General features: G+C 65.7%; 11 protein-coding genes. 1 reads left to right on the top strand and 10 read right to left on the bottom strand.

What is annotated here, in order from left to right; genetic code table 11:
- Nucleotides 1–24 precede the first annotated feature (24 nt).
- The 6 genes from AC0MAZ_RS08305 to alaC form a co-directional block, all read right to left on the bottom strand.
- Nucleotides 25–588, bottom strand: a complete 564-nt coding sequence (locus AC0MAZ_RS08305) for a GNAT family N-acetyltransferase (protein ID WP_232854692.1) — start codon at nt 586–588, stop codon at nt 25–27.
- A 202-nt stretch (nt 589–790) separates the two neighbouring features.
- On the bottom strand, nt 791–1,042 hold the full coding sequence (locus tag AC0MAZ_RS08300) for a DUF3077 domain-containing protein (protein WP_475860850.1): 252 nt from the start codon (nt 1,040–1,042) through the stop codon (nt 791–793).
- A complete protein-coding gene (locus AC0MAZ_RS08295; protein WP_475860849.1) occupies nt 1,039–1,284 on the bottom strand; it encodes a hypothetical protein in 246 nt (81 codons plus the stop codon). Before AC0MAZ_RS08295 ends, AC0MAZ_RS08300 begins: the two co-directional genes overlap by 4 nt.
- A 571-nt stretch (nt 1,285–1,855) precedes the next feature.
- Nucleotides 1,856–17,140 (bottom strand): autotransporter-associated beta strand repeat-containing protein, encoded by a 15,285-nt coding sequence (locus AC0MAZ_RS08290; protein WP_475860848.1) that lies wholly within the window; start codon nt 17,138–17,140, stop codon nt 1,856–1,858.
- 378 nt (nt 17,141–17,518) lie between these two features.
- Nucleotides 17,519–17,902, bottom strand: a complete 384-nt coding sequence (locus AC0MAZ_RS08285; RefSeq protein WP_050703800.1) for a YkgJ family cysteine cluster protein — start codon at nt 17,900–17,902, stop codon at nt 17,519–17,521.
- A 283-nt stretch (nt 17,903–18,185) separates the two neighbouring features.
- Nucleotides 18,186–19,394 carry an alanine transaminase gene (gene alaC / locus AC0MAZ_RS08280; RefSeq protein ID WP_203647943.1) on the bottom strand — a complete coding sequence of 403 codons (1,209 nt, stop codon included), beginning with the start codon at nt 19,392–19,394 and terminating at the stop codon, nt 18,186–18,188.
- Nucleotides 19,395–19,763: 369 nt separating this feature from the next.
- Here alaC and AC0MAZ_RS08275 point away from each other — a divergent pair, with 369 nt between their 5' ends.
- The gene (locus tag AC0MAZ_RS08275; protein WP_232854694.1) at nt 19,764–20,609 is read left to right on the top strand and encodes an RHS repeat-associated core domain-containing protein; all 846 of its coding nucleotides are present in this window, start codon (nt 19,764–19,766) and stop codon (nt 20,607–20,609) included.
- A gap of 75 nt (nt 20,610–20,684) precedes the next feature.
- On the opposite strand, the gene cyoE is transcribed toward AC0MAZ_RS08275, so the two are convergent.
- From cyoE to cyoB, 4 genes are read right to left on the bottom strand one after another with little or no spacing between them, the layout of a single operon-like run.
- Entirely contained in the window at nt 20,685–21,572 is an 888-nt protein-coding gene (gene cyoE, locus AC0MAZ_RS08270; protein WP_028689798.1) for a heme o synthase, read from the bottom strand.
- Nucleotides 21,573–21,583: 11 nt separating this feature from the next.
- Nucleotides 21,584–21,916 (bottom strand): cytochrome o ubiquinol oxidase subunit IV, encoded by a 333-nt coding sequence (cyoD, locus tag AC0MAZ_RS08265; protein ID WP_110736808.1) that lies wholly within the window; start codon nt 21,914–21,916, stop codon nt 21,584–21,586.
- Nucleotides 21,916–22,539 (bottom strand): cytochrome o ubiquinol oxidase subunit III, encoded by a 624-nt coding sequence (locus AC0MAZ_RS08260; protein ID WP_023629875.1) that lies wholly within the window; start codon nt 22,537–22,539, stop codon nt 21,916–21,918. Before AC0MAZ_RS08260 ends, cyoD begins: the two co-directional genes overlap by 1 nt.
- A gap of 3 nt (nt 22,540–22,542) precedes the next feature.
- Nucleotides 22,543–24,561, bottom strand: a complete 2,019-nt coding sequence (cyoB, locus tag AC0MAZ_RS08255) for a cytochrome o ubiquinol oxidase subunit I (protein ID WP_232854695.1) — start codon at nt 24,559–24,561, stop codon at nt 22,543–22,545.

The raw sequence follows: 24,561 nt of genomic DNA, 5'->3' as shown, positions 1-24,561 counted from the left end.
ACTCGTCCATGACACCCTCGGGTATCAGGCCACAGGCGGTTCCAGCAGCAGCCCGTACAGCCCCGAGTCAGACAGCTCACCCGCTACGCACCAGCGGGCCCGCAGCGTCCCCTCCAGGACGAAGCCCTGGCGCTCGAGGGTGCGCGCCGAGCCCTGGTTGCGCGGGTCGATTTCCGCCTCCAGGCGACGCAGGTGCAGGGTGTGGGCGAGGTAGTCGATGAAGCAGGTCAGCGCCTCGTCCATGTAGCCCCGCCCTTGGGCCGACTTGGCCAGGCAGTAGCCGACCTCGCCACGGCGCGAGCCCTCCTCGAGGTTGAACAGCTGGACCATGCCGATCAGCTCGCCGTTGTCGCGGCGGTACATGCCCAGTTTGAGCAACTGGCCGGCGGCATAGGCTTCGCGGTCGGCGGCCAGGGCGCTTTCGGCCTCGGCCAGGGTCTGCCAGGGGGCGTGGTACCAGTAACGCATCACTTCCGGGTCGGCCATGATGGTCAGCCACTGCTGCGCGTCGCCATGGCGCATGGGGCGCAGCTGCAGGCGTGGGCTTTCAAGGCACAGGTCGCTGGGGAAACTGCGGGGGTCGGGCACGCCGGGACTCCTGTCCGGTGGTGGGGAGATGACAGTCTAACGACAGTGGCCCGGTCTGGCATCCCTGGGGCCGCTTTGCGGCCCTTTCCGGCCGGTCCGACGCCTCGGCAAGGCCGCTCCTACAAGAAAACGCGATCCCCTGTAGGAGCGGCCTTGCCGAGGCGTCGGACCGGCCGGAAAGGGCTGCGCAGCAGCCCCCCATTCACCGCGCTCGATTCAACCCCAACTCCATGTCATCGATCAGCCCCTTGGCCAGACCGCTGAGAATCTGCGCCGCACTGGCGGCCATGAGGTCCCCTTCCATCTCCGCCTCGGTAGTGAAATGCGCCACGCAGCCGAGCAGCACCGACAGGTCGCTGAAGGCGTGATCGAACGGGATGCCAGGCTGGATGCAGAAGATCTCGAGGCAGGTGGTCTTGCCCTGGGTCGGGCCGGGCTTGAAGTCGTCGCTCATACCGGCGCCCCCTTGGCCCGGGCGTGGCGGACCAGCGAGATGACCAGTTGGCCGAGGATCTCGACGCTGTCCTTCATCACGTCGAGGCGCTCGTCGCGCTGGCAGACGGTGTAGGCGTGGACGGTGTCGCTGAGGGTGTGCATCAGCTTGTTGGCGTGGGCCATGGCTTCTTCGTGGTCGAGGTCGCTGATGATGGTGACGAAGGGGATTGGGTAGGGTGGGTCGGGTACTAGTTTTTTCATGGTTACTCCTCGAAATTGAATTTCAGGAACAACCACCTCGATCCTTCTCACAGATTAGGGTGGCAGTCGTACGCATGGTGAGAAGCCCGTGTGTAACCATGAATCCACGGTCAGGCCAAAGCCTGCACGCGCACGACCGCCATTGACGGTATCGACATGGTTCACACAACGGGCTTCTCACACCCGGTCGCCAAATGTGACGACCCAGTGACGGTACCCCTGATGAGTTTCCCGGCCAATTCAGAGCCTTCCGGCTGGCGCGTAGGATAGGTCCGAAGTGCTGGATGGCTGAAGGATTTGGTTTCAAGTTCAGAAATGTCTTACGGGGTTTGGGGCGAGGGTTTTGATCGCGTCATGGCCACCAGGTGCTTGGCGCTGCAAAATTTGCGGCGAACGCCTGGTGGCCCTGATGCGGTCAACAGCCCTCGCGCTCGAAGACCAAGAAAAGGCCGGGGGCGCTTTGCGCCCCTTTCGCGGCACAAGGCCGCTCCTACAGAGAGGAACACGGTCTCCTCCTGTAGGAGCGGCCTCGTGCCGCGAAAGGGCTGCAACGCAGCCCCGGCGATCTACCTCAGAACCCCATGCTGAAGCTCACCACCACACCATGGTCACGGTTCTCGCTCGACAGCTGCCCGGAATACCCGACCCCCAGCTTGCCGCTCGCGCCCACCGACAGGTCCACCCCTGCCTCGACCACTGCCGCGTCCTTGGCGATCGGCACGCCCTCGGTGCTGAACCCGGCGCCACCGTCGATAAAGCGCAGATCCGCATCGGGCTTGTCGTCACCGAACGCATGGCGCCAACCCACCGACAGCCGCGGCGTGACGCTGCTGCCATTGTCGAGCAGGATGCGCTTGCCGGCCCGCACGCCCAGGGTGGAGAAGGTCACGTCCTGGTCGACCTTGCCTTCCAGCCGCCCTGCCCCGCCCTTCTCGTGGGCGGTGTCGCTGTCGTAGTTGACGTAGGCCAGCCCGGCGAACGGCTCCAGGGCGATGCCGCCGGCATCGATGGCGTAGCCCACCTCGCCGAACACCTGGGCGCTGCGCGCCTTGTACTTGGCCTTGAGCCGGTCGTCGTAGCTGCCGACGGTGACATCGCGCTTGGTGTCGATGTCGTGCCAGCTGTAGGCCACGCCCATACGGGCGGCGAAGGCGTCCAGCTGGTAGCCGAGGTAGGTGGTCAGGTGGTAGCTGTCTACCGTGGCGTCGGAGCGACGGCGGTGCGCATCGATGCTCGAGCGGGTGTAGCCGGCGGCGGCGCCGACTTTCCACTGGTCATCCAAGGCACGGTCGACGCCGAGCATGAAGCCCGACAGGTCGCGGTCGACGCTGGCATGGCTGCTGCTGCCGTCGTAGGTACCCCAGCCGCCGATGGCGCGGATCCAGCCCACAGCCTGGCCCTGGCAGCCTTCGCTGGTCAGCTGCTGGTTGGCGGTCGGCGCCAGGGTGCGACGCGGATCGTCCTGGTTGCTGCAGTCGGCCTGGCGCAGACGGTCGTTGACCGCTTCGCGGACGTAGCGCGAGTCCTCGATCAGCACGGTCGCGGTGCTGGCGTGGATCTCGCCGGACAGGCTGTCGAACGCCGCCTGGGCGCCCTGGCGGTCCAGCGGCAGCAGGTTGTTGACCAGCTCGGCCGGCGCCCCGGCACTGCCCAGGGCCGTGGCCACGCCACGCTGGTTGCCGGTGGCGGCGACATCGGCGAAGGAGTTGCCGTTGCGGCTGACCGACAGGGTCACCTGGTTGGCGCCATAGTCCAGCGAGCTGTTGAGGAACGCCGAGTTGGCCAGGTTGGTGGTGGCGAAAGTACCGGTGACGCCACCCGCGGCGCTGACCACGGTGTACTGGCCGTTGCCGCTGGCAAGGTTGGCCACCATCAGGCTGCCGCCGAGGTTCGCGGTGCCGCCCACGTTCAGGTAGTTCACCGGTGAACTGGCGAGGTCGATCACCAGGGTGCCGGTGGCGCCATTGGTGAAGTTGCCCGACACGTTCAGGTTGCCGGCCGGCCCCGGCAGCACGGTGCCGTTGTTGATCAGCCCGGCGACGGTGCCGTTGCCGGTCAGGGCGGCGCCGTTGGCCACCGTGACCTGGGCGCCGAGGTTGCTGCCCGGGTTGGCCGCGTCGCCCACCTGGAGCACGCCCTGGTTGACATTGAAGGCGCCGCTGAACGGCTGGTTGCCGGTCAGCAGCAAGGTACCGCCACCCTGCTTGGTGGTGATGCCGGTACCGCTGAGGGTGCCGTTGAAGGTGCCGTTGCTGCCCTGGGCGAACACCAGGTTGGCGTTGTTGAGGATGTTGCCCTGCAGGCTGGTGGTGTTACCGACCAGGGTACCGCCGCTGACGGTGGTGCCGCCGCTGTAGGTGTTGGCGCCCGCGAGGATCAGGGTGCCGGCATCGAGTTTCTCGATACCGCCAGTGCCGACCAGCGGTGCGCTGACGGTGGCCGTCGCGCCGGCGTTGACACGCACTGCCGCCAGGCTGCCGTCGGCATCGTTGACCGGGGTCAGGCTGCCGCCAGAGCCCGGGACGACCTGGTAGCCATCACTGAGGAACTGCAGGCCCTCGAACGACTGGTTGCCAACCACGGTAACGGTGCCCGACGTGCCGCCAAAGACCGCGTAGCCGCCACTCCAGCCTTCGCTGCTGGTACCGCCGGCATTGGTCCAGCCAGTGTTCGAGCCCCAGGTGCCACTGCCGCCGCCGACGCTGCCGTCGGGGTTGGTCTTGCCGCCGTTCCAGAACTGCAGCTCCTCGCCGTAGTTCTGCACCACCAGGTTGATCTGGTTGGCGATGGCGGTCTGCAGGCTGAGGTCGCCCAGGACCACGCTGCCGGGGATGGCGCCGAACACCAGGCCATTGTCGGTGAGCGTGCCGCCGTAGCTGAACAGTTGGTAGACACCGGTGCCGAAGCCGCCGGCATCGGTGATGTTCAGCGTGCCGTCAAGCACCAGGTTGCCGTTGACCCTGACCACGGTGGTGGAGGCAGCCGGAGCGCCAAGGCTGAAGTCCAGGGCGCTGCCCGACGCCAGGTCGAGGCTGCCTACTGTGAGCGGCGTGGCGCTCTGGCCGGCGGCCAGGGTAGCGCCGTTGGCGATCTGCACGCCGCCGCCGTAGGTGCCGCTGCCGCCCAGGCGGGCGCCGGTGGCGACCTGCACGCTGGTGCTGTCGAGACGGCCGTTGACCAGCAGGGTGCCGGCATTGACGCTGGTGGCGCCGGTGAAGGTGTTGACCCCGGTCAGCAGCAGCTCGCCGGTACCGTTCTTGGCCAGGGTGCCGTTGCCGCTGAGGTTGCCGGTGTAGCTGCCGTTGGCGTTCTGTTCGAAGGTCAGGGCGCCGTTGTTGAGTATCGCGCCTTGCAGGCTGGTGCTGTTGCCCACCACGCCGCCGGCGTTGATCTGGGTGCCGCCGCTGTAGGTGTTGGCCCCGTTCAGGGTCAGCAGGCCGGCGCCGTTCTTGATCAGCCCACCCGTGCCGCTGACTACGCCATTGAGAGTCAGGGCGTTGCTGCCGGCGATGGCCAGGGCACCGTTGAGCACGGTGGTGTTGGCCAGGGTGACGGCGGTGTTGCTGTCCAGCGTGGTGCCGCCTGCGGCCGTCAGCGTGCCGCTGCCCAGCGCGCTGTTGTTGCCAAGCACCAGGGTGCCGCCATTGAGGGCAGTGCCGCCGCTGTAGCCGTTGGCGGCGTTGAGCACCAGGGTGCCGCCGTCCTGCTTGGCGACGCTGCCGGTGCCGTTGAGGGCGACGTTGAGGGTCGCGGTGACACCGTTGTCGACCCGCAGGTTGGTGGTGCCGTTGCCCAGCAGTTCACCGGCGGTACCGGCGTTGAGCACATAGCCATCGGTGACGAACTGCAGGCCGGTGATGCTGTGGCTGCCGTTGACGGTGACAGTGCCGGGGGCGCCCTGGAACACCGCGAAGGTGTCGTTCCAGGTGCTGTTCAACACACCGTTGACGTCGGTCCAGTTGGTGTTGGTGGCGTCCCAGGTGCCGCTGCCGCCGTCGATCTGGCCGTTGGCGACGCTCTGGCTGCCATCCCAGAACAGTACGTTGCTGGCACCGCCGACCACCAGGTTGACCTGGTTGGCCACGGCAGTCTGCACGGTCAGGTCGGTGATCGGCACCGGCGTGGTGCCGAAGCTCATGCCGTTGTTGGTGAGGCTGCCGCCGTAGGCGAACAACCGGTACACGCCAGCGCCAAAGCCGCCGATATCGGTGACGTTGAGGGTACCGCCCAGGGTCAGGTTGTTGGCCACGTTGACCAGCGGCGTACCACCAGACGACGGCGTGCCCAGCGAGGCGTTGAAATTGGCGCCGCTGTCGAGCACCAGGTTGCCGGCGTTCAACGTGCTGCCGCTGGTGGCCGCGAGGTTGCCGCCGTTGGCCACCGTCACCGCGCCGCCGAGGCTGCCGGCGCCGCTGAGGCTGGCGCCGCTGGCGACGTTGACCGCGCCACTGGCCAGGGAGCCATTCACCTGCAGCCCCCCGGCCTGGACGTTGGTGGTGCCGGTGTGGCTGTTGGTGCTGCTCAACGCCAGGGTGCCGTTGCCGAGTTTGTTCAGGGTGCCGGTGCCGCTGATATTGCCGTCGAACACCCCACCCTCCACTGCCAGGCTGTTGCCGGCGGCGATCTGGATCGCGCCGGTGCCGCCGATGTCGCCGAGGCTGGTGTTGCCGTCAAGGTTGAGGCTGGCGCCGCTGCTGACGTTCAGCTGGCTCTGGGTACCGAGGGCAGTGGTGCCGATGGTGCTCAGGCTGCCGGAGAGGATGTTGAGGATGCCGCTGAAGGTGTTGTTGCCTGACAGGGTCAGGTCGGCCAGGCCGCTCTTGTTCAGCTCGCCCCCGCCGCTGAGCACGCCAGCCAGTTGCAGGTCGTTGCTGCCCAGCACGTTGAGCACGCCACTGACATTGACCGGGTTGGCCAGGGTGACGGCACTGGCGCTGTCGAGGTTGGCGTTGCCGCTGACCTCCAGGCCGCCGCTGCCCAGCGCCGCGTTGTTGCCGACCACCAGTGTACCGGCCTGCAGGTCGGTGCCGCCGCTGTAGATGTTGGCGCCCATCAGCGCGAAGCGCGCGAGGCCGGCCTTGAGCAAGCGACCGGTGCCGCCGACGGTGCCGCCCAGGGTCAGGTCGTTGCTGCCCAGCACGGTGAGATCGCCCGTGGTGGTGACGTTGTTGGCGAGGGTGACCGCCTGGCTGCTGTTCAGGCTGGTGCCGGGCGCCGCGGTCAGGCTGCCGGTGCCGAGCGCGGTATTGGAGCCCAGCACCAGGGTGCCGCCATTGAGCGCGGTATTACCGGCATAGGTGTTGTTGCCGGCCAGCGCCAGCCGCGCGCTGCCGGCCTTGACCAGGCCACCGGCGCCGCCGATGTTGCCGTTGAGGGCCAGGTCATTGCTACCGGCAATGTTCAGCGGGCCGGCCAGGGTGACGGCATTGCCGAGGGCGACCGAGGCGTTGCTGTCGAGGGTGGTGCCCGCCGCGGTGTCGAGCGCGCCGCTGCCCAAGGCGGTGTTGCTGCCGACGATCAAGGTACCGCCGCTGAGCAGGGTGCCGCCGCTGTAGCTGTTGTTGCCGTTGAGCACCAGGGTGCCGCTGTCGAGCTTGTTGAGTTTGCCGACGCCGGCCAGGCCGACATCGAGGGTCGCCGTGGCGCCGGGGTCGACCCGCACGCTGGTGTCGCCACCGCTGCCGTTGATCAGGTCGAGCACACCGCCGGTGCCCGCCAGCAGGCGATAGCCATCGGTGACGAACTGCATGCCGTTGAGGGTCTGGCTGCCATCGACGGTGACGTCGCCCGACGCGCCCTGGAACACTGCGAAGGTGCTGCCCCAGGTGGTGTTGAGCACGCCGTTGAGGTCGGTCCAGTTGGTGTTGCCGGCGTTCCACACGCCGGTGCCGCCATCGACCTGGCCGTTGGGCACGCTCTGGCTGCCGTCCCAGAACTGGATGTTCAGGCCGGCGGCGCTGACCAGCAGGTTGACCTGGTTGGCCAGGGCGGTCTGCAGGGTCACGTCACCCAGGCCTACGCCCACTGGCAGGCTGCCGAAGTCCAGGCCGTTGTCGGTGAGCGCGCCGGTGTAGTCGAAGATGCGGTACACGCCGTTGCCGAAGCCGCCGATGCTGCCGACATTGAGCGTGCCGTCGAGGGTCAGGTTGCCGCCGACGTTGAACAGCGCGGTGCCGCCGGTGGACGGGGCGCCCAGACCTACATCGACGATCGAGCCGCTGTTGAGCACCAGGCTGCCGAGGCCCAGGGTGGCGCCGCTCTGCCCGGCCAAGTGGCCGCCGTTGTTGATGACCACCGTGGCGTTGGCACTGCCGCTGCCGGTCAGGGTGGCGCCGCTGGCGACCGTCAGCAGGTTGCTGCCCAGGCTTCCGTCGATCTTGAGGGTGCCGGCGTTGACCTGGGTGTTGTCGGCCAGGTTGCTGTTGCCCGTGAGGGTCAGGGTGCCGCTGCCGATCTTGGCCAGGCCGCCCAGGCCATTGAGGCCGCCGGCGAAGGTACCGTTGAGGTTGTTGCTGCCCAGGCTCAGGGTGCTGCCGATGCCGACATCGACCTGGCCGCTGCCGGTCAGGCTGCCGAGGCTGGCGTTGCCGTTGAGGTTGAGCTGGCCGCTGGCACCGACGTTGAGGGTGTCGACGTTGGCCAGTACACCGCCGCCGAGGGTGGTCAGGGACCCGGCCTGGATGTCGACGTTGCCGGTGAAGGTCTTGACGCCGACCAGGGTCAGGTCGTCGACGCCGGTCTTGACCAGGTTGCCGCTGCCGCCGAGGTCGCCGCTCAGGATCAGCGCGTTGACGGCTTCAACGGTCAGGTTGGCGCCGTTGCTCAGGGCAATGGTGTTGCCCAGGGCCATCGGCGCGCTGTTGGCCAGGGTGGCGTCGGCGGTGACCGAAAGGGTACCGGTGCCCAGCGCACCGCTGCTGCCCAGGGTCAGGCGCCCGGCGTTGAGCTGAGTGCCGCCCTGGAAGCCGTTGTTGCCATTGAGGGTCAGGTTGCCGCTGCCGTTCTTGGTCAGGCCGGCGGTGCCGTTGATCACGCCATTGAGGGTCAGGTCGTTGCCGCCATCGACGGTCAGGCCGGCGTTGAGGGTGACGTTGTTGGCCAGGGTGGTGCTGGCGCCGCTGCTCAGGGTCGAGGCCCCGGCGACGGTCAGGGCGCCCTGCCCCAGCGCGTTGTCGTTGCCGACCACCAGCCGGCCGGCATTCAGGGTGGTGCCGCCCAGGTAGTTGTTGGCGCCGTTGAGGGTCAGGGTGCTGGCGCCGGACTTGTTCAGGCCGCCGACGCCATCCACCACGCCGTTGAGGGTAAGGTCGGCGCTGCCCGGCAGGTTGAGGGTACCGCCCAGGTGTACATTGTTGGCCAGGGTGGCGCCTGCGCCACCGGCATCGAGGCTGGTGTTGGCACCGGTGCTCAACGCGCCGCTGCCCAGCGCGGTGTTGCTGCCGACCACCAGGGTGCCGGCGTTGAGGGTGGTGCCGCCGCTGTAGGTGTTGTTGCCATTGAGGGTCAGGGTGGCGGCGCCGTTCTTGACCATGCCGTTGCTGCCGGAGACCACACCGTTGAGGGTCAGTGCCTGGCTGCCGCCGAGGGTCAGGTTGCCACCGGCGAGGTTGACGGCGTTCACCAGCGCCAGCGCCTGGCTGGCATCGAGGCTGGCGGCGCCGTTGACGCTCAGGGCACCGCTGCCCAGGGCGCCGGCATTGCCCAGCAGCAGGCTGCCGGCCTGCAGCGAGGTGCCGCCGGCGTAGGTGTTGCTGCCATTGAGTATCAGTTGCCCGGCACCCAGCTTGTTCAACGCCCCGGCACCGCTGATGACACCGTCGAGGGTCAGGGCCTGGGTGTTGTTGACGCCGAGAGTGGTCCCGACGCCAAGGCCGATGGCATTGGCCACCTGCAGTACACCGATAGTGGCCAGGGTGCTGTTGCCGGTCACCGCCAGGTTGCCCGTGCCCATGGAGGTGTTGTTGCCCAGGGTCAGGGTGCCGCCGCCAAGGGTAGTGGTGCCCTGGTAGGTGTTGGCGGCGCCGAGGCTCAGGTTGCCGCTGCCGGTCTTGGTCAGGCCGCCGGTACCGCTGATCACACCATTGAGGGCCAGGTTGTTGTTGCCGGTCAGGCTCAGGGTGTTGTTGAGTGTCACCTGGTTGGCCAGGGTCAGGGCACCGGTGGTGGCCAGGTTGCTGGCGCCGCCGACGGTCAGGGTGCCGGTGCCCAGTGCCTGGTTGTTGCCCAGGGTCAGCGTGCCGGCATTGAGGGTCACGCCTCCGGTCAGGGTGTTGGCGCCACTGAGGGTGAGGTTGCTGGCACCGTTCTTGGTCAGGCTGCCGGCCCCCGTGACCAGGCCGCCCAGGCCCAGGTCGTTGCTGCCGGTGATGGTGAGGTTGCCTCCCAGGTTGACCGTGTTGCCGATGTTGATCGCCGCGGAGCTGTCCAGCGTGGTGCCGGCCGCCGCGTTGAGCTGACCGAGGCCAAGGGCGCTGGCGCTGCCGAGCACCAGGGTGCCGGCATTGAGGTTGGTGTTGCCCAGGTTGCCATTGGTGCCGTTCAGGGTCAGGGTGCCGCTGCCGGTCTTGGTCAGGCCGCCGACGCCGTTGACGTTGCCGCCCAGGGTCAGGTTCTGCGCCCCGGCGATCGTCAGGTTGCCGGCCAGGTTGAGCTGGTTGGCCAGGGTGACGTTGGCATTGCTGCTCAGGGTGGTGCCGCCGACTGCGTTCAGGGCGCCGGTGCCCAGCGCGGTGTTGCTGCCTACCACGAGAGTGCCGCCGTTCAGGCTGGTGCTGCCCTGCTGGCTGTTGCTGCCGTTGAGGGTGAGCGTGCCGGAACCTGTCTTGACCAGGCCCCCGGTGCCACTGAGCGCTCCGTTGAGGGTGAGGTCGTTTGTTCCCGGTAGGGTGAGGTTGGCGTTCAGGGCGACGGTATTGCCCAGTGCCAGGTTACCGGTGGTGTCCAGGCTGGCGGCGCCGGTGACGGTCAGGCCGCCAGTACCCAGCGCCTGGGCGTTGCCGAGGGTCAGGGTGCCGGCGCCCAGGCTGGTGCCGCCGCTGTAGGTGTTGGCGCTGCCCAGGGTCAGGTTGGCGCCGCCAGCCTTGACCAGGCTGCCAAGGCCGGAGACCACGTTGGACAGCCCCAGGTCGGCGGAACCGGCGACGGTCAGGGCACCGCTTAGATTGAAGGCGTTGCCAAGGGTCACGGCGGTGTTGCTGTCCAGGGTGGTGCCGTTGGCGGTGCTGACAGCGCCGCTGCCAAAAGCGGTGTTGTTACCGACCACGACCGTGCCGCCGTTGAACAGGGTGCCGCCGGTGTAGCTGTTGGCACCATTGAGCACCAGGGTGCCGCTGTCGAGCTTGGCCAACTGGCCGCTGCCCGAGAGGCCGACGTTGAGGGTCGCAGTGACGCCGGGGTCGACACGCACGGCGAAGGCGCCGTTGCTGCCGTTGACCAGGTCCAGCCCACCGGCGCCGATCAGGCGGTAGCCGTTGGTGACGAACTGCAGGCCCGTGGCGGCCTGGGTACCGACCACGGTGACATCCCCCGCGGTGCCCTGGAACACCGCGAAGTCACTGGCCCAGCTGCCGTTGAGCACGCCGTTGACATCGGTCCAGTTGGTGTTGCTGCCATTCCAGGTGCCGGTGCCGCCGTCGATCACGCCATTGGGCACGCTCTGGGCGCCGTCCCAGAACTGCACGGTGCCGGTGGCGCCGCCGACCAGCAGGTTGACCTGGCTACCGATGGAGGTCTGCACTTGCAGGTCGCCGGGCAACATGGCACCCGGCACGTTGCCGACCAGCAGGCCGTTGTCGACCAGCGCGCCGGTGTAGTCGAACAGCCGGTAGATACCGGTGCCGAAGCCGCCGACGTCGGTGACGTTGAGGGTGCCGTCCAGGGTCAGGTTGCCGTTGACGTTGACCAGCGCGGTGCCGCCAGTAGCGGGCGAGCCCAGGCCGAAGTCGAGGACCGAGCCACTGTGCAGGGTCAATGCGCCGGTGCCGAGGGTCGCACCGCTGTTGGCCAGCAGGTGCGCGCCGTTGGCGATGTCGACCGCCCCCAGCAAGCTGCCGGTGCCGCCGAGGCTGGCGCCGCTGTTGACCTGCACGCTGGCGCTGGCCAGCGAGCCGGTGACATTGAGCAAGCCGGCATTGACCGTGGTATTGCCAGCGAGCACGTTGACCCCGGACAGCTCGAAGCTGCCACTGCCGTTCTTGATCAGCCCGCCGCTGCCGGCCAAGACGCCGCTGAACACGCTGTTGAGGTTGTTGCCGCCCAGGGTCAGGGCACCACCGCCCGCGATATTCACCGTACCGGCGCCGCTCAGGCCACCGATGGTGGCGCTGGCGCCGAGGTTGAGGCTGGTGCCGGCGCCGACGCTGACCGCCGAGGTATTGCCCAGAGCGGTGGTACCGACGGTGGTGATGCTGCCGCCGAGCAGGTCGATGGCACCGCTGAAGGTGTTGTTGCCCGTCAACGTCAGGTCGGACACGCCGTTCTTGATCAACCCGCCGGTACCGGCGAGCACGCCGCCCAGGGTCAGGTTGTTGCTGCCGCCAAGGGTCAGGTTGGCGCCGAGGTTGACGTCGTTGCCCAGGGTCATCGCCACGCTGTTGGCCAGGGTCGCGGCGCCCCCGACGTTCAGCGCGCCGGTTCCCAGCGCCGCGGCATTGGCCAGGGTCAGGGTGCCGGCATTGAGGTTGAGGCCGCCGCTGAAGGTGTTGGCGCCCGACAGGGTCAGGTTGGTGCTGCCGTTCTTGGTCAGCACGCCAGTGCCGCTGATCACGCCGCCAAGGGTGGTGGCGTTGCTGCCCGGCAAGGTCAGGGTGGCGCCGGCCCCCAGGTTGATGGCGTTGCCCAGGTTGAGCGCGGCGCTGCCGTCGAGGCTGGCGTTGCCGCCCACGCTCAGCGCGCCGCTGCCGATGGCGTTGTTGTTGCCCAGGGTCAGCAGCCCGGCATTGAGGGTGGTGCCGCCGCTGTAGGTGTTGTTGCCGTTGAGGGTCAGTCCGGCGCTGCCATTCTTGACCAGCGCACCGCTGCCGCTGATCAGGCCGCCGAGGGTGGTGGCGTTGCTGCCCAGCACGGTCAGGGTGTTGCCGCCCAGGCTGATGCCGTTGGTCACCGCCACCGCGGTGCTGGCGTCGAGATTGGCGTTGCCGCCCAGGGTCAGGGCACCGATGCCCAGCGCGGTGTTGCTGCCGAGGGTGAGCGTGCCGGCATTGAGCTGGGTGCCGTTGGTGTAGAGGTTGTTGCCGCTCAGGGTCAGGTTGGCGTTGCCGTTCTTGACCAGCGAACCGATGCCGCTGACCACGCCGCTCAGGCCCAGGTCGGCGCTGCCGTCGATGGTCAGGGGGCCGGCGATGGTGACGTCGTTGGCCAGGCTGACTGCCGTGCTGGCATCCAGGTGGGTGCCGGCCAGCGTGTTGAGGGTGCCGGTGCCCAGCGCGGTGTTGCTGCCGAGCACCAGGGTACCGGCGTTCAGACGGGTGATGCCGCTGTTGCTGTTGTTGCCGCTCAGGGTCAGGCTGGTGGCGCCGTTCTTGGTGATGCCGCCGGCGCCGGCGATGGTGCCGCTCAGGGTCAGGTCGTTGCTGCCGGGCAGGATGAAGTTGCCGGCCAGGTTCAGCGCGTTGCCGATGTTCAGCCCGGCGACGCTGGTGTCCAGGGTGGTGTTGTTGGCGGCATTCAGCGCGCCAGTGCCCAGGGCGGTGTTGCTGCCCAGTACCAGGGTGCCGGCGTTGAGCGCGGTGGCGCCGCTGTGGGTATTGTTGCCGCTCAGGGTCAGGGTGGCGCTGCCGCTCTTGACCAGGCCGCCGGTGCCACTGAGGTTGCCGGCCAGGGTGAGATTGCTGGTGGTGGGCAGCGACAGGTCGGCGGCGAGGTTGATGGCGTTGTTCAGGGTCATGGCCGTGGAGTTGGCCAAGGTGGCAGCACCGCCGACGTTCAAAGCTCCGGTCCCCAGCGCCGCGGCGCTGGCCAGGGTCAAGGTGCCGGCATTGAGGTTGAGACCACCGCTGAAGGTGTTGGCACCTGACAGGGTCAGGTTGGTGCTGCCGTTCTTGGTCAGCGCGCCAGTGCCGCTGATCACGCCGCCGAGGGTGGTTGCATTGCTGCCCGCCAGGGTCAGGGTATTGCCGGCGAGGTTGATGGCATTGCCCAGGTTGAGGGTGCCGCTGCCGTCGAGGCTGGCGTTGCCACCCAGGGTCAAGGCGCCGCTGCCCAGGGCATTGTTGTTGCCCAGGGTCAGCAACCCGCCGTTGAGGGTGGTACCGCCGCTGTAGGTGTTGTTGCCGTTGAGGGTCAGGCCGGCGCTGCCGTTCTTGACCAGCGCGCCGGTGCCGCTGATCTGTCCGGTCAGGGTGGTGGCGTTGCTGCCCAGCACGGTCAGGGTGTTGGCGCCGAGGCTGATGGTGTTGGTGGCGGCTACCGCGGTGCTGGTGTCGAGGTTGGCGTTGCCACCCAGGGCCAGGCCGCCGATGCCCAGTGCGGTGTTGCTGCCCAGGATCAGCGTGCCGGCGTTGAGCTGGGTGCCGTTGGTGAAGACGTTGTTGCCGCTCAGGGTCAGACTGGCGTTGCCGTTCTTGACCAGCGAGCCGATGCCGCTGAGCACGCCGCTCAGGCCCAGGTTGGCAGTGCCGTCGATGGTCAGGGGGCCGGCGATGATGGCGTCGTTGGCCAGGCTCACGGCCGTGCTGGCGTCCAGGTGGGTGCCGGCGGCGGTGTTGAGGGTGCCGGTGCCCAGCGCGGTGTTGCTGCCGACCACCAGGGTACCGGCGTTGACAAAGGTGGAACCGCTGTTGGTGTTGGCACCGGTCAGGGTCAAGGTGGTGTTGCCGCCCTTGGTGATGCCGCCGGCGCCGGCGATGACGCCGCTCAGGGTCAGGTCATTGCTGCCGGGCAGATTCAGGTTGCCGGCCAGGTTAAGGGCGTTACCGATGTTCAGCCCGGCGACACTGGTGTCGAGGGTGGTGTTGGTCGCGGCGTTGAGCGCGCCGGTGCCCAGCGCGGTGTTGCTGCCCAGCACCAGGGTGCCGGCGTTCAGCGCCGTGGCGCCGTTCTGGGTGTTGTTGCCGCCCAGGGTCAGGCTGGCGCTGCCGTTCTTGATCAGCCCGCCGGTGCCGCTGAGGTTGCCGGCCAGATTGAGATTGTTGGCGCCGGCCAGGGTCAGGTTGGCGCCGAGGTTGACGCCATTGTTCAGGGTCATCGCCACGGCGTTGGCCAGGGTCGAGGCCCCGCCAACAGTCAGGTCGCCCGTGCCCAGGGCCGCCGCGCTGGCCAGGGTCAGGGTGCCGGCATTGAGGGTCAGCCCGCCACTGAACGTGTTGGTGCCACCCAGGGTCAGGTTGCTGCCGCCGTTCTTGACCAGTGCCCCGGTGCCGCTGATCACGCCACCCAGTGTGGTGGCGCTGGTGCCCGGCAGAGTGAGGGTGTTACCGGCCAGGTTGATGGCGTTGCCCAGGTTGACCGCCACGCCCGCATCGAGGCTGGCATTGCCGCCCAGAGACAGCGCGCCGGTGCCCAGGGCATTGTTGTTGCCCACGGTCAGCACGCCGCCATTGAGGGTGGTGCCGCCGCTGAAGGTATTGCTGGCGTTGAGGGTCAGGCCGGCGCTGCCGTTCTTGACCAGCGCGCCGGTGCCGCTGATGACACCGCCCAGGGTGGTGGCACTGGTGCCCAGCAGGTTGAGGGTGTTGGCGCCGAGGTTGACCGCGTTGCCCAGGTTGACCGCGGTGCCGGCGTCGAGGCTGACGTTGCCGCCCAGGGTCAGCGCACCGCTGCCCAGCGCATTGCTGTGCCCGACGGTGAGCTTGCCGGTGTTGAGCGTCAGGCCGCCGCTGAAGGTGTTGTTGCCATTGAGGGTCAGGTCGCCGGCGCCATTCTTGACCAGCGCGCCGGTGCCGCTGATGACACCACCCAGGGTGGTGGCGCTGGTGCCCAGCAGGTCGAGGGTGTTGGCCCCCAGGTTGATCGCGTTGCCCAGGCTGACCGCGCTGCTGGCATCCAGGCTGGCATTGCCGCCCAGGGTCAGGCCGCTGGTGCCCAGCGCGGCGCTGTTGCCGACAGTGAGCTTGCCACCACCCAGGGTGGTGGTGCCGCTGTAGGTGTTGACGCCGTTCAGGGTGAGGTCGGCAGTGCCGGTCTTGGTCAGGCCGCCGGTACCGCTGATCACGCCGTTGAGGATGGCGGCATTGCTGCCCGGCAGCGTGAGGGTGTTGCCGCCCAGGTTGATGGCGTTGCCCAGGGTGAGCGCGGCGGTGTGGTTCAGGGTGCCGTTGCCAGTAAGGGTCAGCGCGCCGGAACCGAGGGCACTGTCGTTACCGATGGTCAGCGTGCCGCTGGCCAGTGTGGTACCGCCACTGAAGGTGTTGACGCCGTTGAGCGTCACGGTGCCGCTGCCGCTCTTGACCAGCGAGCCGGAGCCGCTGAGCACGCCGCCAAGGGTCAGGGCATTGCTGCCGGGCAGGGTCAGCGCCGCGTTCAACGCCACGTTGCTGTTCAGCACCAGTGGCACGCTGCCCTGCAGGCTGCTGGCGCCGCTGACGGTGAGGCCGCCGCTGCCCAGTGCCGCGGCGCTGGCCAGGTTGAGGCCGCCGGCGGCCAGGTTGGTGCCGCCGCTGTAGGTGTTGGTGGCGCCGAGGGTGAGCAGCCCGGTACCGGTCTTGGTCAGGCCGCCGACACCCGAGATCACGCCATTGAGAGCCATGTCGGTGGCGCCGCCGACGCTCAGGCCGGCATTGAGGGTGAAGTTGTTGGCCAGGCTCAGGCCGCCGACGGTGCCCGCCAGCCCGCCGCCGTTGACAGTGATGGCGCCACTGCCGAAGGCACTGGAATTGTCGAAGTTGAGCTGGCCTCCGTTGAGGGTGGTCTGGGTGGTGCCGTTGAGCACCTGGCCGATCAGGCTCCAGGTGCCGGCGTCGACAATCAGGCGGCTGAAGTTGATGTAGTTGGTGGCGTTGATCGTACCGCTGCCCGCGGTGCCGCTGCCGCCGCCAATGGCGTTCTGCAGCGCCAGGGTGTTGGTGCCACCGGCGCCGCCGTCGATCTTCCCGGCTGCGGCAAAGGCGAGGTTGGGGTTGCTGGTGACCAGCAACGCCACGCCGACCCCAAGCCCTGCCCCGACGCTGGAGCCGGTGATGGCGTTGAAGCGGTTGGTGCTGTTGGCGCCCATCGACAGGCTGCCGGTCAGGGTCCCGGCGTTGGTGAAGGTGTTACCCGCCGCAGAAGCCTCGAACGCGGCACGGCCGAGGATGGTGCCGGTGTTGGTGAAGTTTACCGTACTGCCGCCGGTCACGGCGATGACCGGCGTGTCCTCGCTCACCAGCGTGAGGCTGGCCAAGGCCGAGGAGCCGATACTGCCGGCGTTGCTGATGGTGGTGGTGCCGGCGGCGCCGTTGCGCGCGTCCAGCGCCATGCCGGTGAGGTTCAGCAGGTTGGCGCCGAGCAGGGCGCCGGTGCCCTTGATCACGCCCGTGGCGTTGTTGTTGATGGTGAGGGTGCTGCCGGTGCCGGTGTTGCCGATCAGCACGGCGGAGGACTGGATGCTCAACAGCCCGAGCAACGTCGGGTCGATGGTGCCGGAGTTGTTCAGGGTGTTGTTGTTGCCGGCCAGCGATAACGAGGTGCCGCCCACGCCCAGCAAGGTGCCCAGGGTCGCGCCCGGGTTGACGTTCACGGTGAGGCCGCTGCCGCCGTTGGTATAGCTCGGCGCCAGCGGGTTGGCAGCGCCGTTGCAGGTGATCGTGGCCCCGGCCGCGCTACAGGCAGCCAGGGCCTGTTCGCTGGACAGACCAAATGCCATCGCACCTACAGCCAGGCTGACAGCCAGCGACAGTTGCGAGAAACGGGCGGGTGAACGGGGGGCGGCACGTCTGTCCACGGAGAGCTCCTTCGTGGATCAGGCGATTCAGTCCTTGAATGCGTGCACAGCGGGGCAGGAAAGAGCAGTGGAACACGCGACGGCCGAAACGCCTGATCTATGGCTACGAATTTCCTTTGAGGGAATGTGTAGCCGCTCAGGCGCGGGCGGTACGGCACAGGGGACGGTCAAATGGTGTTAATACTTTGTTTAGGCGGCACGTGTTTCGCGGGTTTCAGACTTGCGGCCATTGGATCCAACCGACGAACGGTCATGGCGAATGGCCAGAATGTGAAACGGTTTGTGGGAGCGGGCTTGCCACGGGATGACGCCGGCACCGCAATCGCGGGACAAGCCCGCTCCCACGCAGTTCGCAGTCTGCAAGGCCAAGTAATCCCTTCAGGCGACCTCCGCCCCCTCATCCGGCCAATGCGGCTCATTGGCGCCCGGTGGTGTCAGCGGTGGCAAGCCATAGGCTGCCCGGGCGTCGTCACAGCTGGGGTTGTGCACGCCGTTTTCCCACGAGGCATCGAACTCGCGGCAGGGGCTGGAGCGGTTCTCGTAGATGGAGCACGCCACTTGCGTGCCGATCTCGCCACCCAGGCTGACGCAGCGGCAAGGCTTGGCGTCGGTGCCGATCATGGCGACCCGGGTCGGGTTGATCTGCACCACCAGATCGTCGGGCACCACGCCGCCGGCGGACTGGCATTCACCCCAGAAGAAAGACACACGAAAGTAGCCGCAGCAGGCGCCGCAGGTCAGGCAAGGGTTCTGATCGGACATGATGGCCAGGGAAGGAGGTTGTTGTTATCGGGGCGAGCGCCCGCGGCGCTATTTGTAATCCAGGCGCGGACGGCTGAGAAGAGGGGGAAGCAAAAAAAGATCGCCGCTGATCGGCGTTCCGAGGTAAGCGATATGCGCAGGTCTTTGTAGGAGCGGCCTCGTGCCGCGAAAGGGCTGCAAAGCAGCCCCGGGTTCTTGGCAATGCTGCATACATCCTGGGGCCGCTTCGCGGCCCTTTCGCGGCACAAGGCCGCTCCTACACCCGCGATAGCGCCCTGGCGGCTTACTTGCTGGTCAGCCCATCGGCCCGGAACATCTGGCGAATGCCGCGAATGGCCTGGCGAATCCGGTCCTGGTTCTCGATCAGGGCAAAGCGCACATGATCGTCGCCGTAGTCACCGAAGCCGATCCCCGGCGACACGCAGACCTTGGCCTCGGCCAGCAGCTTCTTGGCAAACTCCAGCGAGCCCAGGTGCGCATAGGCCTCGGGAATCTTGGCCCAGACATACATCGAGGCCTTGGGGTTCTCGACCATCCAGCCCAGCTCGTGCAGGCCCTTGACCAGCAGGTTGCGGCGCTGGCGATATTGCTCGGCGATGTCTCGCACACACTGCTGGTCGCCTTCCAGGGCAGCGATGGCGGCCACCTGCAGCGGGGTGAAGGTGCCGTAGTCGTGGTAGCTCTTGATCCGCGCCAGGGCGCTGACCAGCTCGGGGTTACCGACCATGAAGCCGATCCGCCAGCCGGCCATGTTGTAGCTCTTGGACAAGGTGAAGAACTCCACCGCGATGTCCTTGGCGCCCGGCACCTGCATGATCGACGGCGCCTTCCAGCCGTCGTAGACGATGTCGGCGTAGGCCAGGTCGTGCACCACCAGCACGTCGTACTGCTTGGCCAGGGCCACCACGCGCTCGAAGAAGTCCAGCTCGACGCACTGGGCGGTGGGGTTGGACGGGAAGCCGAGGATCATCATCTTCGGCTTGGGGATCGACTCGCGGATCGCCCGCTCCAGCTCGTTGAAGAAGTCCACCCCTGGCACCAGCGGCACGGAGCGCACCTGGGCACCGGCGATCACCGCACCGTAGATATGGATCGGGTAGCTGGGGTTGGGCACCAGCACCGTGTCTCCCTGGTCGAGGGTGGCCAGCATCAGGTGCGCCAGGCCCTCTTTCGAGCCGATGGTGACGATGGCCTCGCTTTCCGGATCGATGTCGACCTCGTAGCGATCCTTGTACCAGTTGGAGATCGCCCGGCGCAGGCGTGGGATGCCGCGGGAGGTGGAATAGCCGTGGGTGTCCTCGCGCTGGGCGACCTGCACCAGCTTCTCGACGATATGCGGCGGGGTGGCGCCATCGGGGTTGCCCATGCTCAGGTCGATGATGTCCTCGCCACGGCGGCGGGCGGCCATCTTGAGCTCGGCGGTGATGTTGAAGACGTACGGGGGGAGACGATCGATGCGCGCGAAGCGGCGCGGCGAACCTGGGTTGGCCATGTGTTCCTCTGCAGACGTAAGCGCCCGGAACCGTCCGAGCGACGTTGGCCGCTGCGGCGGCCTGATTCAGAAGATAGTGCCGAAACAATATTTCTGTAAAGGATAATTTCCTGTTTTGTTTAACATTTTCAGATGTATTTTTTGAAAATCAAAGATTTATGTTTTCAGGGCCGGCCTCTTCGCGGGTAAACCCGCTCCCACAGGGATCGCGCTAACCCTGTGGGAGCGGGTTTACCCGCGAGGAGGCCGGCACAGGACAAACAGGCATAAAAGCTTGCGGACGCCGACCTGTCATTTTTGCCAGCTGCGCTGTTCCAGCAGCCAGCCTACGCTTGATGCACCCTCACCCGACAGACCATGGGATGCATAATGGGAACGCATGAGAAGAAGGCTGAGCAGGGCCACCTCAGCAGCAACCCGCACTCCAGCATTGTCCATTTACTGGCGACTGAACGCAGTGGTAGCGTGGTTGAGATACGCCCGGAGGACAAACTCACTATTACCTACTCACCCTATGGTATGACGCGCAGGGATATATCAGCTTCAGTAAAACAGCGATTCAACGGTCATTTAAGAGAGCGTTGCCTGGACGGTTACTTGCTGGGCAATGGTTACCGCATGTACAACACACTGCTCATGCGCTTCAACTCACCCGACAACCTAAGTCCCTTCCTCCAGGGTGGTATCAATCCCTACATGTATTGCTCGGGGGATCCTGTGAACCGACATGATCCGACTGGCCATGTAAATAATCGCATCGCGTCCCCTCAACAACGTCGCGCCCTCCCCGGATTGGTGACTGATCAGCCACCAGCCACCTACGATCCTACAAACGCCAATGCTCCGAGAACGGAAAACAATCAAGAGCTCTTCGGCCCCACATCTCAACAGAAAGAAAGCGCTACACCAACCATGCAGCATAAAACTCTTAACGCCAATGACAGCTGGGCAGATATTAATAACAAACTAGATATAAAGGATAACAAAAGAATAGATTTTGCACGAACCCTAGTAAACAACAACACAACAACCAAAACCTCAACCGATGTCAAGAATGCGCTAATCAGGTACATCACGGCATTGGGAATTTCACACGACCCAACTCTTATCTTACAAGAAGCGTACCCTGGGATAGATGATAGAACCATCGGATACTTAGCGGGCACTGCCGAGGCGATTAGGCAAAAGATCGTACAGCAACCTTTTTCTACCTGACTGATACAAACACAATTAGCAGCCACAAAAAACCCCGGCACATGGCCGGGGTTCCTGGTGTAACAGGCTGCTGTATCAGCGCGCGTAGGTCATCAGCACATCGGCCGCGGTCTGGCTGTCCACGCCCATCATCACGCTCAGGGCGGTGACGGTGAGGATGGAGAAGCCGAACACCTTGCGGGCCCACTTGCTGTCGTCCTCGGCCTTGTAGCCGCCCCAGGCCATGTACAGCCAGTACAGGCCCATGGCGGCCGCCACGGCGAGGTAACCCAGGCCGGCATAGCCGCCGAGGGTCAGCATCAGGGTGGCGAGCACGAAGGCCAGCACGTACAGCACGATCTGCTTCTTCGCCGCGAGGATACCGCGTGCCACCGGCAGGACCGGAATGTTGGCGGCGCTGTAGTCCTTGAAGCGGAAGATGGCGATGGCGAAGCTGTGCGGCATCTGCCACAGGCTGAACATCACCAGCAGGGTCACCGCAGCCAGGTCGAAGCTGTTGCTCACGGCGCAGTAGCCGATCACCGGAGGCATGGCACCGGACAGGCTGCCGACCAGGGTGCCGTGCACCGATTTGCGCTTGAGCCACAGGCTGTAGAAACCGACGTAGACGACGAAGCCGACCAGGGCGCAGAACGCCGCCAGCGGGTTGGCTTGCACATACAGCAGGCTGAAACCCGCCACCCCGAGCAGGGTGGCGTAGATCAGCGCCAGGGGCAGCGACATGCCGCCCTGGACCATGACGCGGTTCTTGGTACGTTCCATCTTGTGGTCGATGTCACGGTCGATGCAGTTGTTGAACACGCATCCGGACGCGACCACCAGGGAAGTACCGATCACCACCGCCAGGAACAGGGCGAAATCCACATGCCCCTTAGCGGCAAGGAAGAAACCGCCTGCCACGGAAAGCACGTTACCGAAAATGATCCCCGGTTTGGTGATTTGGATAAAGTGCTTCACGGACATGCAGTCTTACCTCACTTGGCCAACATTTCGAAGTGGATGCTGAACATGATCCACAGCGACAGGCCGACCAGCAGTGCAATTACCAGGACGGTGAACAGGAACGTCGACACGTTGGAACGCTGCTCTTTCGAGCGGTCCATGTGCAGGAAGTACACGAGGTGCACGACAACCTGGATGATGGCCATGGCCACCACGATCAGGACGGTCAGGTTCTTCGGCAGGCTCGGGTACATCACCAGGCCGAACGGGATCGCGGTCAGGATGATCGACAGTACGAAACCGATCATGTACGACTTCACGCTGCCGTGATTACCTTCGTGGTGAGTGTCGTGTGCGTTAGCCATTACAGAACCCCCAGCAGGTAGACGACGGTGAATACGCAGATCCAGACCACGTCCAGGAAGTGCCAGAACAGGCTCAGGCAGCTCATGCGGGTCTTGGCGGTCGGCGTGATGCCGTGCTTGTTGATCTGGTACATCATGATTGCCATCCAGATCAGACCGGCAGTCACGTGCAGGCCGTGGGTACCGACCAGCGCGAAGAACGCCGACAGGAAGCCACTGCGCTGCGGGCCGTAGCCCTCGGCGATCAGGTGATGGAACTCATAGATTTCCATCGCGATGAAGCCGGCACCGAACAGGAAGGTCACGGCCAACCAGCCCAGCACGCCTGCCTTGTTGCCGGCGAACATCTTCAGCATGGCGAAGCCGAAGGTGATCGAGGACAGCAGCAGGAACGCGGTTTCAACCAGCACGAAGTCGAGCTGGAAGATGTCGTGACCCGACGGGCCGCCGGCGAAACCGCCGGACAGCACCGCGTAGGTGGCGAAGAGCGACGCAAACAGGATGCAGTCGGTCATCAGGTAGAGCCAGAAACCGAGTACGGTCATCTGGCCCGAGTCGTGGTGGTGGTCGTCGTGCGCATGGTCATGACCATGCGCGCCACCGTGGATTACTTGACTGGACATTGATTACACCCGTTCAAACGATTCGACACGTGCGCCGGCAGGCAGAGCACCTGCTTTGGCCAGCGCTTTCATGCGCTCGCCTTCGATGCGCGCCACTTCTTCGGCCGGAACCATGTAGCCCTGGTCGTCACGCGCGGCGTGGCGAACGAAGACAGCGATGGTTGCCACCAGGCTCGCGCCCACCAGCCACCAGATGTGCCAGATGAAGGCGAAGCCGAACACGGTCAGCAGCAGACCCATGAACAGACCGGTGGAGGTGTTGCTCGGCATGTGGATCGCTTCGTACTTGGCAGGTGCCTTGTACGCAGCGCCGGCTTCCTTGGCTTCGTGCCAGGCGTCCAGGCCAACATGCTGTGGCATGTGAGCGAAGTTGTAGAACGGAGGTGGCGACGAAGTCGACCATTCCAGGGTACGGCCGCCCCATGGGTCGCCGGTGACGTCCATGTTGTCCTTGCGGTCGCGAACCGAGACGTAGATCTGGATCAGCTGGCAGGCGATACCGAACAGGATCAGCACCGCACCGACCACGGCAACCCATAGGTAGGGTTCCCACAGCGGGTTGTCGGAGTGGTTCAGACGACGGGTCATGCCCATGAAGCCCAGGGCGTACAGCGGCATGAACGCTACGTAGAAGCCGGAGATCCAGAACCAGAAGGCAGCCTTGCCCCACTTCTCGTTCAGGGTGAAACCGAAGGCTTTCGGGAACCAGAAGGCGAAGCCGGCGATGTAGCCGAATACCGCGCCACCGATGATCACGTTGTGGAAGTGGGCGATCACGAACAGGCTGTTGTGCAGAACGAAGTCGGCACCTGGAACAGCCAGCAGGACGCCGGTCATGCCACCGATGGAGAAGGTGACCATGAAGCCCAGGGTCCACATGATCGGCGCGGTGAAGCGCAGACGGCCCTGGTAGATGGTGAACAGCCAGTTGAACAGCTTCACACCGGTCGGAATGGAGATCAGCATCGTCGCCAGGCCGAAGAAGGTGTTGACGCTGGCGCCGGCACCCATGGTGAAGAAGTGGTGCAGCCAGACCGCGAAGCCGAGGATGGCGATCGCGCCCGAGGCGTAGATCATCGAGTGGTGACCGAACAGGCGCTTGCCTGCGAAGGTCGAGGTGACTTCCGAGAACACGCCGAAGGCCGGCAGGATCAGGATGTAGACCTCAGGGTGACCCCATGCCCAGAACAGGTTGACGTACATCATCGGGTTCCCACCAAGCTCGTTGGTGAAGATATGGAAGTCCAGATAACGGTCAACGGTCAGCAGGGCGAGCGCGGCGGTCAGGATCGGGAAGGAAGCGACGATCAGCACGTTGGCCCAGGTGCAGGTCCAGGTGAAGATCGGCATGTCCATCAGCTTCATGCCAGGGGCGCGCATCTTCATCACGGTGACGAGGAAGTTCACGCCGGTAAGCGTCGTACCCAATCCGGATAGCTGTAGCGCCCAGATGTAGTAGTCGACACCCACCCCAGGGCTGTACTGGATACCCGCGAGCGGCGGATAGGCAACCCAGCCGGTCTTGGCGAATTCACCAACGCCCAGCGAGATGTTGACCAGCAGCACGCCTGCCAGCAGCAGGTAGAAGCTCAGGGAGTTCAGGAACGGGAAGGCAACGTCACGTGCACCGATCTGCAGCGGAACCGCGAGGTTCATCAGGCCGGTGAAGAACGGCATCGCCATGAAGATGATCATGATCACACCGTGGGCGGTGAAGATCTGGTCATAGTGTTCAGGCGGCAGGTAGCCTTCGGAGCCACCGGTGGCGGCGGCAAGCTGGGTACGCATCATGATGGCGTCGGCGAAGCCGCGCAGCAGCATGACCATAGCGACGATGATGTACATCACGCCGATTTTCTTGTGGTCGACCGTGGTCAACCACTCGGTCCACAAGTAGGTCCACTTGCGGAAATAGGTGATGGCACCAACGACAGCGATACCACCGAGCGCGATCATGGCAAGCGTCACCATGACTATCGGCTCGTGATACGGTATCGCCTCCAGAGTTAATTTACCGAACAT

The organism is Pseudomonas sp. A (genome assembly GCF_056270345.1).
Note: the sequence above shows the minus strand (reverse complement) of the source record. Positions and strands in the feature narration are given on the sequence as shown.